Below are 15,337 nucleotides of genomic sequence, written 5' to 3'. Positions count from 1 at the left end.
CTTGCGGCGGGGCTATAGACTCGGGCCATAGGTCGCACAAGCAGCAAATGGCGAAGTTAGGAATAGGCTGTGGAAATTTCGGTCACAAAACCGCTATAACTTCGGTTAGGGTTAATACCTGCCGGGGCAAACAGTTCCACAACGGGACGTTTCGTCATTTTACACGCTGTTTCTAGAGATTTTTTTAGGTGAATGGGTCTGAACAGGGTTAATGCAATTGCAGCAATGGGAGTCTTCTGCCCATTTGGTTTGATGAAGGGACAGCCAATTTCGACCAAGTCCGGTCGATAGTCTGTCGGGGCGACTGAAGAGGTCAGGGAATATGTCAGTACGGATGGCTTTGGCAAAATTGTGCGCTTGCACATGCGGCGGTGCCCTTATCGGTGGCGGAGCCGTGCAGATTGCGGACCAGCCGCCTGCACAGGTAAAGGTACACAAGGCCAAGAAGCATGTGAAAGCGCGAAAGATTGCGCGCCACGCACCTGTCCGCAAGGTCAAACGCGTCCGCAAGGTTGTTCGCACCACGACGACAACCTGCGTACCGCAGCCTGTGGCAATTGCCCAGGGCATGCCCATGCCGATTCCCTATGCGCCGCTGCCCCCGATGGGTGATGTCGGCAGCAGCGGTGGCGGCGTTCCCGTTGTGATCGGCGGTGGATTCGGAGGCAGCTTCGGCGGTGGCTTCTTCGGTGGATTCTCAGGCAGTGGCGGTGGTGGCGGCTCTGCAAGCGCCAACAATACCATCAATATTTATCCAACCTCGACGGGTAGCACGTCGTCAGGTGACCCCGGTCCCCCACCGGCTCCTCCGCCATCGCCGCCACCGGCTCCTCCGCCGTCGCCGCCACCTTCAAGCACAGGAAGCACGGGGGGAACGTCGTCAGGCGGCATCACTATCATTATCGACAACAACAACAGCAATACCAGCTCGGGCAATGTCTCTACTTCGACGGGTGGCGTCAGCACATCGTCGTCCACATCAAGCGGAAACGTTTCAACGTCTAGCGGAAACGTGTCGACCTCGAGTGGCAATGTTTCGACATCGTCGGGCAACAACAGCACCAGCTCGTCAAGCTCCTCGTCGTCATCGAGCAGTTCGTCGTCGTCCAGTTCGTCTTCCTCAAGCTCTTCGTCGGGCGGTGGAAGCAATGGCGGGCATCATGGCAGCAGCGGTGGCCATTCGAGCAACGGCGGATCAAGCGGTTCATCGGGCAGCAGCGGTTCATCGGGCTCGAGCGGCTCTTCCTCGTCGTCGGGCAGTTCGTCATCCTCCAGCTCTTCGAGCAGCTCGTCAGGTGGTTCGTCCAGCTTTGGCGGCAGCACCAGCACGGGATCGACCGGATCGAGCGGTTCATCTTCGAGCAGCAGCTCGTCCAGCTCCAGCTCGTCATCGTCCTCGTCCTCGTCATCGAGCGGCGGCAGCTCGAGCAGCACCGGCGGCACCGACGTTCCGGCCCCGCCGATGGTCCTTCTCTTTGGCGCAGCAGCGGCCGGCCTTTTTGCTCGCCGCCGTAATGCCAAGAAGAAGCTGTCGAAAGCGGCCTGATTTTCGTCACAGGGGAATGTTGAGGGGGGCGGCTTTCGGGCCGCCCTTTTCGTTTATGGCGCTTGCGCCCGCGCGCGCTGCTCGGCATAGGCCTTGGCCATGCACGACCTGAAATATATCCGCGAATATCCTACCGCCTTCGACGCCGCGCTTGCACGGCGTGGTGCCGCAGCTGTGTCTGCCGAAATCCTTGCCCTTGACGAACGCCGCCGTTCGGTGCTGACCGAGCTGCAGGAAGGGCAATCGCGCCGCAACGAAGCATCGAAGGCCATCGGCGCCGCGATGGGCAAGGGGGACGCCGCAACCGCCGACGCGCTGAAGGCGGAGGTCGGCGTGCTCAAGGAAAAGCTGCCGCAACTGGAAGAGCGGGAGCGCAGCGTTTCCGGCGAATTGGACGCGCTCCTCGCTTCAATCCCCAACCTGCCGTTCGATGAAGTGCCGCAAGGCGCCGACGAGAATGACAATGCCGAAGTCAGCCGCTGGGGAACGCCGCACACCTTCGATTTTCAAGCCAAGGACCATAGTGAGATCGGCCCGCCGCTGGGGCTCGACTTCGAAACCGGTGTCGCGATTTCGGGTGCGCGCTTTACTTTCATGCGCGGGCAGATGGCGCGGCTGAACCGTGCGCTTGGCCAGTATATGCTCGACCATCAGACGGGCACCAACGGCTATAGCGAATGTGCGACACCCTATCTGGTGCGGACAGAATCACTGTTCGGCACCGGCCAGCTACCCAAATTTGCCGAGGACAATTTCCAGACCACCGATGGCCGCTGGTTGATCCCCACCGCCGAAGTGTCGCTGACCAACAGCGTGCGCGAGCAGATCCTCGACGAAGCCGCGCTGCCCATCCGCATGACGGCGCTTACACCGTGCTTCCGTTCTGAAGCCGGGGCGGCCGGCAAGGATACCAAAGGCCTGATCCGCCAGCACCAGTTTGAAAAGGTCGAGCTGGTCTCTATCACCCGCCCGGAGGACAGCGTTGCCGAGCATGAACGCATGACTGCGGCGGCGGAAGGCGTGCTGCAAGCGCTGGGGCTTCCCTATCGCAAATTGCTGCTCTGCACTGGCGACATGGGCTTTGGTGCACGCAAAACCTATGATCTGGAGGTTTGGTTGCCGGGGCAGGGACTGTATCGGGAGATTTCGAGCTGTTCGAACTGCGGCGATTTCCAGGCGCGGCGGATGAATGCCCGCTATCGCCCGGTGGAGGGCAAAGGTACGGCGTTTGTCCATACGCTCAACGGATCGGGCCTCGCGGTCGGCCGTACGCTCGTTGCCGTTATCGAAAATTACCAGAATGCAGATGGAAGTGTGAAGGTTCCGGATGTGTTGAAGCCCTATATGGGCGGAATTGAAAAATTGGAGCCGATGAACTGATGCGCATCCTTCTCACCAATGACGACGGCGTGAACGCCCCCGGCCTCAAGGTCCTTGAAAAGATTGCGCGCGAATTCAGCGATGATATCTGGATTGTTGCCCCCGCAGAGGAAAATTCGGGTGCGGGCCACTCGCTCACGCTCACCCGCCCGGTGCGTATCCGCCAGCATGGCCATCAGCATTTCTCGGTGACCGGAACACCCACCGATTCGGTGATGATGGCGCTGGGTGTGATCATGAAAGATGCGAAACCCGACGTCGTTCTGTCGGGCGTCAATCGCGGTGCCAATCTGGGCGACGACATCACTTATTCGGGTACAGTTTCTGCCGCGATGGAAGGCGCGCTCGCCGGCGTTCGCGCGATTGCGATGAGCCAGGTCTATGGCAAGGAAGGCATGGGCGATGCCGTACCTTTCTCCGCCGCCGAAGCATGGGGCGCCAAGGTGCTGGCGCCATTGCTTGAAACGCCCTTTGTCCCCCGCACATTGGTCAATGTGAACTTCCCGGCAATTGCGCCGGATGCGGTGAAAGGCATCCAGGTCGTCCGGCAGGGTTTCCACGATTACAGCCGCGGCTCAATCGTTAAGGGCACTGATCCGCGCGGTTACGACTATTACTGGTTCGGACTGCACGGCGTAGAGCATACTTCGGGCCATGACACCGACCTTGAAGTCGTCGATGACGGTTTCATCTCGGTCACGCCGCTGCAACTCGATCTGACCCATCGCGAATCGCTGGACGTACTGCGCGCCGCTTATTCCTGAACGGCGCTATTTCCAGAATTCGATTGTCAGCCGGAACGGCGCCGACACTTCCAGATGGTGCGGGGTCGTTGGCGTAACCCACTGGATATTGCCTGTGGTGAGCCTGTGGCGATTAGCGGTGCGGCCATCGTCCCAGACGAAGTCGACCGAGCCCTCCAGCAGTTCGAGTTTTCCCCACACATCCTCTTTCAGGCGGTGCTCCGCGCGCAGGCCTGAAGGAAGTGTCGTCGCATCGAACGGCCCGATTTTGCGATAGGGCGCGGCCGATGCAGGTAAGGCGGCCGGATCGCTCACAAACCGACCGCCCTTGCGATCACCGCAATCGAAATGCCGAACAGCGCAATACAAAGCGGTACGGCCAATATCTGTCCTGCAACTGCGCTGCGGCTCATCGGGCCGGTCCAGGTTTCGAGCACGCCAATGCCATGTTCGAAGTGCGATTTTTTCCGGGGCGGATTCAGGCCGAACAACACAGCGGCTGTCCCGAAAAACATGAATGTATAAGCAGCGCTTATAGCCAGCATGAACAGGCCCGAAAGTTCGGTGCCAATGGCCGCGAGCAGGCCAAGGAAGAACAATGCGTAGCTTGCCCACATGGCACGCCATACCGATTTGGGGATCTGCAGGTCGGTTGCCTCTGGCTGAACAGGGATGTCAGGAATGATCCGAACGGGGCGTGCAGCATCAAGCGCGACGGGCTTTTGTTCGACAAGGGCTGCGCTCTGCAATTCATCAAGCATGGTGAACGTCCTTCATTCTGGAGGGGAGGAGGCCATCGCGATGGATGCGAATCCCGGTCAGTAGGCTATCGGCAATCATGTGCGCGCGACCGAGTATCAGATCCCGGGCGGCCTCAGATGGCGCGGTATCCGCAAGGGTTTGTTCGAAAAGGGCGAGCCAGTGATTGAACTCGACGGCCTCGATCTGCGGTATTGTCACATGTTTCAGCATCGGATTGCCCGAAAAACTGCCGCTGTTGTGCAAGACCGACCGCCAGAATTGCTTCATCCGCTCAAGATGCTCGGGCCAGGCCTTGATCCGGCTGTTGAATATCGGCCCCAGCATCGCATCGCTGCGGATGTGTGCATAAAAGCTTTCGACCATCAGGCCGATATAGGCCTCGTCAATGCCGACAGCCTCGGCAGCTGCTTTCTTGGTCTGGCGCGCGGAGGCGGAATAGGGATGTGTTGTCATGACACGACTCATTAAGTGGTATTTGAGATACATCTATAAGCGCGTTGCGCCTAAAAGCAATATTTGATATATAACTTTAATGCGATTGAACCTGCACACCGATTATGCGCTGCGGATATTGATGTATCTCGCCAGCAAAGGCGGGCAGGCATCGGTCGATGAAATCGCTGGAGCCTATGGCATTTCGCGCAATCATTTGATGAAGGTCGCGCGCAGCCTGGTCGAATTGCAGTTGATAGAGGCCAGGCGCGGTCGCGGTGGCGGCTTCGCGCTCGCCGCCTCGGCAGATGCGATCAATGTAGGTTATGTCGTGCGTCGGCTTGAGAGCCTTGAAGGCTTCGTCGAATGTTTTGACCGAACGTCAAACAGTTGCCCGGTCGCTGGCGCTTGCGGGTTGCAGGGTGCCCTCAATGGAGCGGTAGCTGCATTTCTGGACAAGCTCGACGAATATAGACTTTCGGATCTTCTACCCGATCGAAACCGTTTCCTAAGGCAGTTGAAGGCTTTCGATCAGGCTCCCAACAACCCGAAAACCAGCCCCATGGCGGCGTAAAAGACAATCCAGTAACCTGCGTCGATGGCGAACAACTTGCCTGACTTGCGCCCGTACAGATAGTTGGTGCCGATTGCCGGTGCGACGAAGCCGATGGCAATACCGGTAGAGATCATCATGGTCCGGTAAAGATCGGTATCGAAATGCGCGAGCAGATGGCCGAGAAATACCGCCGATAAAACGCTGAACAGGAAAGTAATTCCAAAAATCTTGGCCATATTGCCCGATTTGATTTCGTCGTCTGAAAGTCCGATTTCGCTCTGCCAGGCCTTGCCGAATAACGGGCCGTACCAAAGCCCGCCGACCATGAAGCCGGACGCTGCTGCAACCAGTATCGCCAGAAGATTTGCGTTTGCCATAATGTGTTTCCTCCCTACCCTCATCATGCGCCTGAACGCCGCCCGTGACAAGCGGCGGCAAAGGGCCTAAAGGCGCGCGCTATATGGCAACGAAAATTCAAGAAGCGCCCAAGGTGGGCATGGTGTCGCTTGGCTGCCCCAAGGCGCTGGTCGATAGCGAACGTATCCTCACCAAGCTGCGTGCAGACGGCTATGCGATGTCGCCAGATTATGAAGGCGCAGACGTGGTTCTCGTCAACACCTGCGGATTCCTGGATAGTGCCAAGGAAGAGAGCCTTGAGGCGATTGGAGAAGCGATCGCCGAAAACGGCCGCGTCATCGTCACCGGCTGCATGGGCAATGAGGCGGAGCTGATCCGTGCGCGCTTTCCTGAGGTGCTGGCCGTCACCGGCGCGCATCAATATGAGGATGTGGTCGCTGCGGTGCACGCCGCCGCCCCGCCTGCTCGCGGTGCGTTCGTCGATCTGGTCCCCGAAGGTGGGCTGAAACTGACGCCGCGCCATTACAGCTATCTGAAGATTTCGGAAGGCTGCAACCACAGCTGCGCCTTCTGCATCATCCCCAGTCTGCGCGGGAAGCTGGCCAGTCGCCGGATCGACGCGGTGCTGCGGGAGGCGGAAAAGCTGGTGTCTGCGGGCACCAAGGAACTGCTGGTCATCAGCCAGGACACATCGGCCTATGGCGTCGATACCCGCCATGAATCACGCGAATGGAAAGGACGGCAGGTGCGCGCGCACATGACCGATTTGGCACGCGAACTGGGTCAATTGCGCACGTCTGACGGCATGGCACCTTGGGTGCGGCTGCACTATGTCTATCCTTACCCGCATGTGGATGACGTTATCCCGTTGATGGCCGAAGGGTTGCTGACGCCCTATCTCGACATCCCGTTCCAGCATGCCGCCCCTTCGGTGCTGAAATCGATGAAGCGCCCTGCGAACGAAGCCAAGGTTTTGGAGCGTATCCGCAACTGGCGCAGCATAGCGCCCGATATAGCAATCCGTTCCAGCTTCGTCGTCGGCTTCCCCGGTGAGACCGAGGCGGATTTCCAATATCTGCTCGACTGGCTCGATGAAGCGCAACTCGACCGTGTCGGGGCCTTCCGGTTTGAACCCGTCGAAGGGGCTGCCGCCAATGCGTTGCCCAATCCGGTGACTGAAGAGGTAAAGGAAGAACGCTACCAGCGGATCATGGAAAAGACCGCCGCGATCAGCGCTGCGAAACTCGCCGCGAAGGTCGGCCGAACGCTGCCCGTGATTGTCGACGAGGTCGGGGAATCGGACGAAGATGGCAGCATCGGTGCCACCGCGCGCAGCCAGGCCGATGCTCCTGAAATCGACGGTAATGTCTTCCTGCGGGATGTTCCCGAAACGCTGCAGCCCGGCGATGTGGTTGAAGTCGTGATAGAAGATGCCGACGAGCATGATCTGTTCGGGGCGATAGTTGACGCTTGACGCAATTGGGTTGCAATCAGCAACCATTTAAGTAAGTCTTTCTCTTAAGCGCACACTTAAAAGGCGCATAGGAGATGACAATGGCGGTGAAGCAGCATGGTGGCGAATTTGATGTCCTGATTGTCGGGGCAGGGCTGTCGGGTATTGCCGCCGCCGCGCATTTGACGATGCAATGCCCCGGTAAAAGCTATGCCATTGTCGAGCAGCGCGCCGATATGGGCGGGACTTGGGACCTGTTCCGTTACCCCGGCATCCGTTCGGATTCGGACATGCACACGCTGGGCTATCGCTTCAAACCCTGGACCGAGGCGAAAGCGATTGCCGATGGCCCAGCGATCCACAAATATGTCCACGAAACCGCCGAGGAATATGGCATTACGCCGCATATCCGTTTCCGCCACCGTGTGCTCGGCGCAGACTGGTCGACCGACAAGGCCTGCTGGACGGTAACCGCGCGCCGCGAAGAGGATGGGGCGGAAGTGAAATTTACCGCCAACTTCCTGTTCATGTGCGCCGGCTATTATGATTATGACCAAGGCTATCGCCCCGAATTCCCGCAAGAGGCAAGCTATACCGGCAAAATCATCCACCCGCAGCATTGGCCCGAAGACTTGAATTATGCCGGCAAAAAGGTGGTGGTGATTGGCTCCGGTGCGACCGCCGTGACCATCGTGCCGGTAATGGCTGAGACTGCCGAGAAGGTTTACATGCTGCAGCGCACGCCGACCTATATGGTCTCGCGTCCGGCGAAAGACTGGCTGGCCAATACGATGCGCGCAATCCTACCCGAAATGACGGCGTACAAGATCACCCGCTGGCGCAATATCGCGATGCAGCGCTTTGCTTATAATATGGCGCGCAACAAGCCGGAGAAGATGAGCAAGCGGCTACTAGAAATGGCGCGCAAGATGCTGCCTGCCGATTATCCGAATTTCGAAAAAGACTTCACACCGCCTTACACCCCTTGGGAACAGCGGCTGTGTCTTGTGCCCGATGCAGACATGTTCAACGCGATTTCCAAGGGCAAGGCAGAGATTGTAACCGATCATATCGACCATTTCACCCCGACCGGCATCAAGCTGAAGTCCGGGCGCGAACTGGAGGCGGATATTATCGTCTCGGCGACCGGCCTCAATTTGGTGATGATGGGAAAGACCAATCTCAGCATCGATGGCAAAGCGACCGCACCCCACGAGCATGTCAGCTATAAGGGTATGATGTTTAACGATATTCCGAACATGGCGAGCGTGTTTGGCTATGTGAATGCCAGCTGGACTCTGAAGACCGATATCGTGGCCGATTATGTTTGCCGCCTGTTGAAGACGATGGATGCAAAAGGCGTGCAGATCGCCAACCCGCATCTGGCCGACGCAGACATGCCGCGCTTGCCCTGGGTCGATGATTTCTCGTCGGGCTATTTTGCGCGCTCGTTCGACAAACTGCCCAAAAATGGTGACCGCCACCCTTGGCGCGTGCTGCAGGATTACAAGGCGGAGAAGAAGATTCTTACCGAAGAGCCGATTGAAGATGGCATCATGCTATTTTCGAAGGCCGGCGAGATGGTTAAGCCGGTAGCTGCGACTGCAGAGCCAATGCTGGTAGCCGCAGAATAGGGTTTATTCCACCGCTTCCTCCTCGCGCCTTGTAATCGCCGCGACGCGTCTTTCCACCTCATTCTCGGGCGCTACAAGCCGCGGCTTGCGGCGTATCAGCCACAGGATGAGGAAGAGCAGTATTAACCCGACTGCAGCCATGCCGAGGAATATCCAGAGCATGATGGTTGGCATTTTCTTGAGAACAGGGTCGTCGGACATCGCGAACAGATTGGGCTCGTTGTCACCCACCTTCCAGAATTCGACGCGATAGGGATCATTATCATAGCGGTAGAGGCGTAACGTCGTCGTTGTCCATTTCCCGTCCTGCTTGGACGCGTAGACCAGTTGCGCCTCATGTTCCGCAGGATCGAACGATTTCGATTTCAACGGCAATGCGAACTGAAATTCGGGCGGCGGTACCGCCTTCAGACGTTGGCTGTCCGATTTGAACTGCAGCTGCAGTTCGTCCGTAGCTGTGGCAGTGACAAGGCGTTTCGCGTCGTCTATGCGCCCTTCGCGCGCTGCCGTCAGAAACTGAACAGCGACCTGCTTAGCCTGCTCCAGCTCCGCCTGATTGTCCGCTGTCTGAGCCTGGACTTCAATCCCCCACAAGATTTGAAGGGAAAACATGAAAAGCAGAAAAAACTGTCGCATGACGGAAAACATTCTCCCCCCGGGCGGTTGAAATCGCTAACACCCTGTCATGACCGATTATTCTACACTAATCCAGCCCGATAGCGGGCAAGCCGCAACCGAGATAGAAATCGTTTCGAAAGAGGGTTTTGCCGACTGGTTCGCGGCCCAACCCGGCCCCGTCCGCGCCGCCGCCACCGCGCAGAAGTTTGACGGAAATGCCGGAGATTTCGCCATCCTGCACATTCCCGGAAGCGAGGATTGGAAAGCTGCACTGGTAGTCGCCGATGCCACCAAGCTCGAACATTGGTCGCTGTCCAAGGCGTCGGAGGCGCTCCCTGAAGGCACCTACCGGCTGGCGGGTGCAGAAACCGGCGATGCGCTGCTCGGCTGGCTACTCGGCCAATATCGCTTTGACGAATATCGCAGCGAACCCAAGCTGAAGGGAGCGCGCGTTCTGGTCACTAGTGAGCCGGGGCGGATCGAAAATGCGGTGCACCAGGCGGAGGCGACCGATCTGGTGCGCACGCTCGTCAACCGCCCGGCAGGCGATTTGGGGCCTGATCAATTGGAGGCAGAGGCGCAGCGGCTGGCCAAGACGCACAAGGGCAAGCTGCATGTCACCAAGGGGCACGATCTCGAAACCGGCTATCCGTTGATCCACGCCGTCGGCAAGGCGGCATCGCGCGATTATGCGCCGCGGTTGATTGAACTCGAATGGGGCGATGAACGCCATCCGCGCATCGCCATTGTCGGCAAGGGTGTGGTGTTCGATTCGGGCGGGCTTTCGATGAAAAGCGCGGTCGGCATGCGGTTGATGAAAAAGGATATGGGTGGAGCCGCCCATGCGCTGGCGCTGGCCGAACTGATCATGAAGGCGCATTTGCCGGTACGGTTGCATTTGCTGGTAGCAGCGGTCGAGAATTGCGTATCAGGCGGCGCACTGCGCCCCGGCGATATCGTCAAGAGCCGCGCGGGTATCCATGTCGAGATCGACAATACCGATGCAGAAGGGCGGCTGATCCTGGCCGATACGCTTGCCAAGGCGGTCGAGGACAAGGCAGGCCTGATCGTCAATTTCGCGACGCTAACCGGGGCTGCCCGCGTGGCGCTTGGCCCTGATTTGCCCGCGCTTTTTGCCAATGACGATGAACTGGCCGACGGCCTGCTCGATGCGGGCAAGGCGGTGGCCGACCCGCTGTGGCGCATGCCGTTGTGGAAACCCTATGCCGATATGCTCGATAGCGACATTGCCGACACCGCCAATGCAGGCGGCGGTTTTGCAGGCGCGATCACGGCAGCACTGTTCATGCAGAAATTCGTGCCCGATGACGTGCACTGGGCGCATCTCGATACCTTCGCCTGGCGCCCGACAGCCAAGCCGGGGCGGCCCAAGGGCGGGGAGGCGCTGGGGCTGCGCGCGGTTTATCGCTACTTGTCGCAGGCCTATCCGGTCCGCTAAGGGGCGCGCTAAGCTAGGGGAAATATAGTGGCCGACACGGCACCACCGAAACAGCGCGCGACCTATCGCCTCAGCGGGCATAGTATCGAAGGCGACAAGCGTACGACGCCGATCCGAGGCGATCTGGCGGACATCAAGCTCGCCGGCAAACTGTTTGCGCCGCATTATGCCGTGCCGATGCTGCGCACGGGCATTGCGCCGGTCACCGAAATTCATGCCGAACCGCATTTGAGCTCGATGCCCGTTAGCGCGCTGATGCATGGGGAGGAATTTGCCGTGCTCGACGTCGCGGGCGAATGGGCCTGGGGCTATTGCCTGCACGACGATTATCTCGGCTATCTGCGCTTTGCCGATCTGGGCGATGATTTTACCGCCACCCATGTGGTTAGCGCGCCTGCGACTTTGCTGGTGGCAACACCCTCGATCAAGGCTCCTGTTCTTGCCCGCTATCCGATGGGCGCGCAGATTGTCTGCGGCGAACCCAGCGAATGCGGCAAGTTCCTCGCTTGCGAAGGCGGTTGGATTCCGCGCGTCCACCTGTCCGAACCCGGCAAGGTTGAGGGCGATCCAGCAGACCTTGCCGAAAAACTGATCGGCGTGCCCTATAGCTGGGGCGGACGCAGCGGCGATGCGCTCGATTGTTCGGGGCTGGTGCAACTGGTCTTTGGCCTCAAGGGCATCAAGGCGCCGCGCGATGCAGATATGCAGCAGGCGGGCTTTGGTGAGGAACTGGGCGCGGACGAAAAGCTGCAGCGCGGTGATCTTGTTTTCTTCCCCGGCCATGTCGGTATCATGGCGGATGAGAGCAACCTGATCCACGCCAATGGCGCGGCGATGGCGGTTTCGGTTGAGCCGCTAGCGGAGGCGGCCAAGCGCTTTGCCGAACATGACGAGCCGGTGCTGGCGCGGAAGCGGGTCACGCTATGACCAAATCGGTTTTCATAGACGGCGCCGTCGGCACAACCGGCCTCGAAATCGCTGACCGGCTTTCGGGCCGCAGCGAGTTCGAACAGATCATCCTGACCGAAGAAAAGCGCAAGGATGCCGCTGCCCGTCGCGAGGCGTTGAACGAGGCCGATTTCGTTATCCTCTGCTTGCCCGATGATGCGGCGAAAGAGGCGGTGGCGATGATCGCCAATGATCGCACCCGCGTGATCGACGCTTCGACCGCGCACCGCGTCGATCCCCATTGGGCCTATGGCTTTCCGGAGTTTAAAAAGGGCCAGCATGAGCGGATTGCGGCGGCGCGCTTTGTTTCCAATCCGGGCTGCTACCCCACCGGTTTTCTGGGGCTGGTTGCGCCGCTGGTGGCCGCTGGGCTGATCCCGTCGGACTGGCCCTATACGGTCAACGCCGTGTCGGGCTATTCGGGCGGCGGAAAGGCGCTGATCGAGCGGTTCGAAGGCGAAGGGGCCGATATCGGTTTCCGCACTTATGGCCTCGATCTCAGCCACAAGCATGTGCCCGAAATGCAACTGCACGCTGGCCTGTCGCTCGCGCCGATCTTTTCACCCGCAGTGGTCAAGGCGTTTCGCGGCATGATGGTGGAGGTTCCGTTGCCGATTTCGGTGATGCCCGGCAGCGACAGCCCCGACGAGATGCGTGGCCTTTTGATGGAACATTATGCGGGTTCGCCGGTGGTCAAGGTGCACGCCGAAATGGCCCCGTCCGAACTGCTGATCCTCAACTCACAGGAGCCGAGCGACCGGCTCGACCTCTATGTCATGGGTTCACCCAAGGGCGATCAGGTGCGGTTGATGGCGATGCTCGACAATCTGGGCAAGGGCGCCAGCGGTGCGGCGGTGCAGAATTTGAACATCATGGCCGGGCTAGATGAGGTGAGCGGGTTGCGGTTGTAGAGCATGGTGTCATCGCAAGAAACTTCGATGGCTTTTCGAGGAGACTGTTGGTGTCGGCTGACAAAGACAAGTATCATCACGTTCGAGAATTCGTTTCCAAACAGCGGGAACAATTTTACTTTGATGCGAGGAAGCTTCAACCCGCTGAAAACGAGTACGTAGCTTGGATCGACCTTATGGGTGCCGGTCACACGATGTCGGTGTCAGTTTCGAAAACAGCCAATTATATGGCTCGCTTGCACATGGCGGTAGATATGGCCGCTGCTGCTGCTCCTTCGGCTGTCAAGCTGAATCCAATCAACGATGGTGTTTTTGTAACAAGTTCTTCGAAGGCGGCGATCATGAGCGTTGTCCGACAGGTGATGTATAGCTTGGGTGGATACTTCATATCCACGGGAGCTCCGCATGATCGCTGTTTGCTGCGAGCCTCAATCGCGTTTGGCCCAGTGTATCACGGTGATGCGATCGCAGCTTGTTTGTCAAAAACGAAAAAAGCCAAGCACGAAATGACGCTGAGCCGCGTGGAGTTTGGCGCTCCGATCATACAAGCCTATCACGCCGAATCGGATGCACCGCCTTACGGCGTTTCAATTCATGAGTCGGCTCGGGCTTTTGCACCGCCGGGCGAACAACCATTTAGAACAACACATTGGCTATGGTGGCCAACGATGGATGAAATTCCGGTCCCGCCAAGTGTCGTATCGCTGCCAGATTTAGCGCGATGTCTAGCTTTCGAGCTCAAGTCGTATTTCGACTGGATGCGAACAACGGCAATATTCCACGGCGTTAAACCGGAAAAAATTAACGAGTGGTCTGCTCGAGTCGAACAGTATTTCTCCGTTGGCTGAGTCTCAATAAGGCGGCTTGTGCAGCCCCTTGGGGCTCGCGGTAAAAATCTCGCAGCCATCCTCGGTAATACCGATGCTATGTTCGAACTGCGCGCTCAATGAGCGATCCCGCGTCACCGCCGTCCAGCCATCTTCCAGCACCTTGGCGTGCGGTTTGCCGATGTTGATCATCGGTTCGATGGTGAAGATCATGCCGGGTTTCAGTTCGGGCCCGGTGCCGGGGCGGCCGGCGTGGACGACTTCGGGGGCATCGTGGAACAAACGGCCAAGGCCATGCCCGCAAAATTCGCGGACCACGCCATAGCGGTGCGCCTCGGCATGGGTCTGGATCGCATGGGCGATATCGCCGATGCGGTTGCCGGGCTTTGCCTGTTCGATGCCCAGCATCAGGCATTCATAGGTCACATCGACCAACCGCTTTGCCTTGGTGGGCACATCGCCGACCAGATACATGCGGCTGGTATCGCCGTGCCAGCCATCGACAATCGGGGTGACGTCGATGTTGACGATATCGCCGTCGCGCAGCTTCTTGTCTGAGGGAATGCCGTGGCAGATGACATGGTTGATGCTGGTGCAGCAGCTGTGCGTATAGCCGCGATAGCCGAGCGTCGCGGGAATTCCGCCACCCTTCAACGTCATTTCGCGCACCAGATCGTCAATCTCACCCGTGGTGACGCCGGGCACGACGAAGGTGGTGAGGGCATCGAGGATTTCGGCGGCAAGACGGCCTGCCTTGCGCATGCCTTCAAAGGCTTCCGCCCCGTGCAGCTTGATCACCCCGTCACGCGGGATGGCGGCCTCTTCGGCGGTAACGGCAACATATTGGTTCATGGGGCGCATATAGGCGCTTTATCCGTGCTTTGCGAGGGGAGTCTTTGCGGCTATGCCAGAGTCCATGACCTCAAACCGCATCTACACCGCCGCACTCGTCATCATTGGCGATGAAATCCTTTCCGGCCGCACGCAGGACAAGAATATCAGCCAGATTGCGCTCTGGCTGAACGTGCAGGGCATCCGTCTGCGCGAGGTGCGCGTGGTGCCTGATGTCGAGGAGGCGATTGTCGAGGCAGTCAACACGCTGCGCGCGCGCAACGATTATCTGTTCACCACCGGCGGGATCGGGCCGACGCATGATGACATCACCGTCGATGCGATTGCCAAGGCGCTCGGTGTGCCGGTGGTGCTCCACCCAATCGCCAAGGAAATACTCGAGCGCTATTATGAAACGCGCGGCGGCGTGACCGAACAGCGCCTGCGCATGGCGCGCGTGCCCGAAGGCGCTGACCTGATCCCCAACAAGATGTCGGGCGCACCGGGGATCAAGACTGGCAACATCTTCATCATGGCCGGTGTGCCGCATATCACGGCGGGGATGCTTGATGCGCTGACCGGCACGCTGGAGGGTGGCGCGCCCTTGCTCTCACACCAGATTGGCTGCTGGGTGGCGGAGAGCGAGATTGCGAAGCTGCTCGGCGATACCGAAAAGGCGCATGAAGGCTGCCAGATCGGCAGCTATCCCTTCTTCCGCGAAGGGCGCGTGGGTGCCAATTTCGTGGTGCGCTCGACCGACGCACATCAGCTTGCGGCCTGCGTCGAGGCCTTGCGATCGGGGCTGGCGGGTTTTGGCTATGAAACCATTGATGGCGGGATTTGACCGCCTATTCATCCTGCGTCAATCGACGCCGCAGCA

Annotated in this window: 18 protein-coding genes; 10 read left to right on the top strand and 8 right to left on the bottom strand. The window is 59.0% G+C overall.

Features of this window, described 5'->3' with window-relative positions; genetic code table 11:
• Nucleotides 1–750: 750 nt before the first annotated feature.
• Nucleotides 751–1,149 carry a hypothetical protein gene (locus DXH95_RS09485; protein WP_115549089.1) on the bottom strand — a complete coding sequence of 133 codons (399 nt, stop codon included), beginning with the start codon at nt 1,147–1,149 and terminating at the stop codon, nt 751–753.
• Nucleotides 1,150–1,158: 9 nt separating this feature from the next.
• Nucleotides 1,159–1,521 carry a hypothetical protein gene (locus DXH95_RS09480; RefSeq protein ID WP_181883622.1) on the bottom strand — a complete coding sequence of 121 codons (363 nt, stop codon included), beginning with the start codon at nt 1,519–1,521 and terminating at the stop codon, nt 1,159–1,161.
• A 124-nt stretch (nt 1,522–1,645) separates the two neighbouring features.
• Here DXH95_RS09480 and serS point away from each other — a divergent pair, with 124 nt between their 5' ends.
• Together serS and surE are read left to right on the top strand one after the other, a co-directional pair.
• Nucleotides 1,646–2,926, top strand: coding sequence for a serine--tRNA ligase (serS, locus tag DXH95_RS09475; protein ID WP_115549087.1), 1,281 nt, complete (start codon nt 1,646–1,648; stop codon nt 2,924–2,926).
• Nucleotides 2,926–3,690: a 5'/3'-nucleotidase SurE gene (gene surE, locus DXH95_RS09470; RefSeq protein ID WP_115549086.1), complete on the top strand. Its 765-nt coding sequence runs from the start codon at nt 2,926–2,928 to the stop codon at nt 3,688–3,690. The genes serS and surE overlap by 1 nt, the downstream gene beginning before the upstream one ends.
• Before the next feature lie 6 nt (nt 3,691–3,696).
• On the opposite strand, the gene DXH95_RS16110 is transcribed toward surE, so the two are convergent.
• From DXH95_RS16110 to DXH95_RS09460, 3 genes are read right to left on the bottom strand one after another with little or no spacing between them, the layout of a single operon-like run.
• On the bottom strand, nt 3,697–3,984 hold the full coding sequence (locus DXH95_RS16110) for a TehB-like domain-containing protein (RefSeq protein WP_181883621.1): 288 nt from the start codon (nt 3,982–3,984) through the stop codon (nt 3,697–3,699).
• Nucleotides 3,981–4,430: a hypothetical protein gene (locus tag DXH95_RS16105; protein ID WP_181883620.1), complete on the bottom strand. Its 450-nt coding sequence runs from the start codon at nt 4,428–4,430 to the stop codon at nt 3,981–3,983. The genes DXH95_RS16110 and DXH95_RS16105 overlap by 4 nt, the downstream gene beginning before the upstream one ends.
• Nucleotides 4,423–4,884 carry a group III truncated hemoglobin gene (locus DXH95_RS09460; RefSeq protein WP_239016595.1) on the bottom strand — a complete coding sequence of 154 codons (462 nt, stop codon included), beginning with the start codon at nt 4,882–4,884 and terminating at the stop codon, nt 4,423–4,425. The genes DXH95_RS16105 and DXH95_RS09460 overlap by 8 nt, the downstream gene beginning before the upstream one ends.
• Nucleotides 4,885–4,963: 79 nt before the next feature.
• Between DXH95_RS09460 and DXH95_RS09455 the strand changes: the two genes are divergently transcribed.
• Nucleotides 4,964–5,437 carry an RrF2 family transcriptional regulator gene (locus DXH95_RS09455; protein ID WP_115549084.1) on the top strand — a complete coding sequence of 158 codons (474 nt, stop codon included), beginning with the start codon at nt 4,964–4,966 and terminating at the stop codon, nt 5,435–5,437.
• Here DXH95_RS09455 and DXH95_RS09450 read toward each other — a convergent pair.
• Nucleotides 5,395–5,796, bottom strand: coding sequence for a DUF1761 domain-containing protein (locus tag DXH95_RS09450; RefSeq protein WP_115549083.1), 402 nt, complete (start codon nt 5,794–5,796; stop codon nt 5,395–5,397). The two genes, DXH95_RS09455 and DXH95_RS09450, sit on opposite strands and share 43 nt — an antisense overlap.
• Nucleotides 5,797–5,879: 83 nt before the next feature.
• Here DXH95_RS09450 and rimO point away from each other — a divergent pair, with 83 nt between their 5' ends.
• Together rimO and DXH95_RS09440 are read left to right on the top strand one after the other, a co-directional pair.
• A complete protein-coding gene (rimO, locus tag DXH95_RS09445) occupies nt 5,880–7,250 on the top strand; it encodes a 30S ribosomal protein S12 methylthiotransferase RimO (RefSeq protein ID WP_115549509.1) in 1,371 nt (456 codons plus the stop codon).
• Between the two features lie 80 nt (nt 7,251–7,330).
• A complete protein-coding gene (locus DXH95_RS09440) occupies nt 7,331–8,863 on the top strand; it encodes a flavin-containing monooxygenase (protein ID WP_115549508.1) in 1,533 nt (510 codons plus the stop codon).
• 3 nt (nt 8,864–8,866) lie between these two features.
• Here DXH95_RS09440 and DXH95_RS09435 read toward each other — a convergent pair whose 3' ends face one another.
• The gene (locus DXH95_RS09435; protein ID WP_147291714.1) at nt 8,867–9,475 is read right to left on the bottom strand and encodes a hypothetical protein; all 609 of its coding nucleotides are present in this window, start codon (nt 9,473–9,475) and stop codon (nt 8,867–8,869) included.
• 73 nt (nt 9,476–9,548) lie between these two features.
• On the opposite strand from DXH95_RS09435, the gene DXH95_RS09430 reads away from it, so the two are divergent.
• From DXH95_RS09430 to DXH95_RS09415, 4 genes are read left to right on the top strand one after another with little or no spacing between them, the layout of a single operon-like run.
• Nucleotides 9,549–10,940, top strand: coding sequence for a leucyl aminopeptidase family protein (locus DXH95_RS09430; RefSeq protein WP_115549081.1), 1,392 nt, complete (start codon nt 9,549–9,551; stop codon nt 10,938–10,940).
• 27 nt (nt 10,941–10,967) lie between these two features.
• Nucleotides 10,968–11,867, top strand: coding sequence for a C40 family peptidase (locus DXH95_RS09425; RefSeq protein WP_115549080.1), 900 nt, complete (start codon nt 10,968–10,970; stop codon nt 11,865–11,867).
• Nucleotides 11,864–12,799 carry an N-acetyl-gamma-glutamyl-phosphate reductase gene (gene argC / locus DXH95_RS09420; RefSeq protein ID WP_115549079.1) on the top strand — a complete coding sequence of 312 codons (936 nt, stop codon included), beginning with the start codon at nt 11,864–11,866 and terminating at the stop codon, nt 12,797–12,799. The genes DXH95_RS09425 and argC overlap by 4 nt, the downstream gene beginning before the upstream one ends.
• A 50-nt stretch (nt 12,800–12,849) precedes the next feature.
• On the top strand, nt 12,850–13,647 hold the full coding sequence (locus tag DXH95_RS09415; protein WP_147291713.1) for a hypothetical protein: 798 nt from the start codon (nt 12,850–12,852) through the stop codon (nt 13,645–13,647).
• Nucleotides 13,648–13,650: 3 nt separating this feature from the next.
• On the opposite strand, the gene map is transcribed toward DXH95_RS09415, so the two are convergent.
• Entirely contained in the window at nt 13,651–14,478 is an 828-nt protein-coding gene (gene map, locus DXH95_RS09410; protein WP_115549077.1) for a type I methionyl aminopeptidase, read from the bottom strand.
• Between the two features lie 64 nt (nt 14,479–14,542).
• Here map and DXH95_RS09405 point away from each other — a divergent pair, with 64 nt between their 5' ends.
• On the top strand, nt 14,543–15,301 hold the full coding sequence (locus tag DXH95_RS09405) for a competence/damage-inducible protein A (protein WP_115549076.1): 759 nt from the start codon (nt 14,543–14,545) through the stop codon (nt 15,299–15,301).
• Nucleotides 15,302–15,337: the final 36 nt, after the last annotated feature.

The sequence above is a fragment of the Sphingorhabdus pulchriflava genome (assembly GCF_003367235.1).
GTDB classification, from domain to species: Bacteria; Pseudomonadota; Alphaproteobacteria; order Sphingomonadales; family Sphingomonadaceae; genus Sphingorhabdus_B; species Sphingorhabdus_B pulchriflava.
The sequence above is the reverse complement of the archived record's forward strand: the minus strand, read 5'-3'. Positions and strand labels throughout refer to the sequence as shown.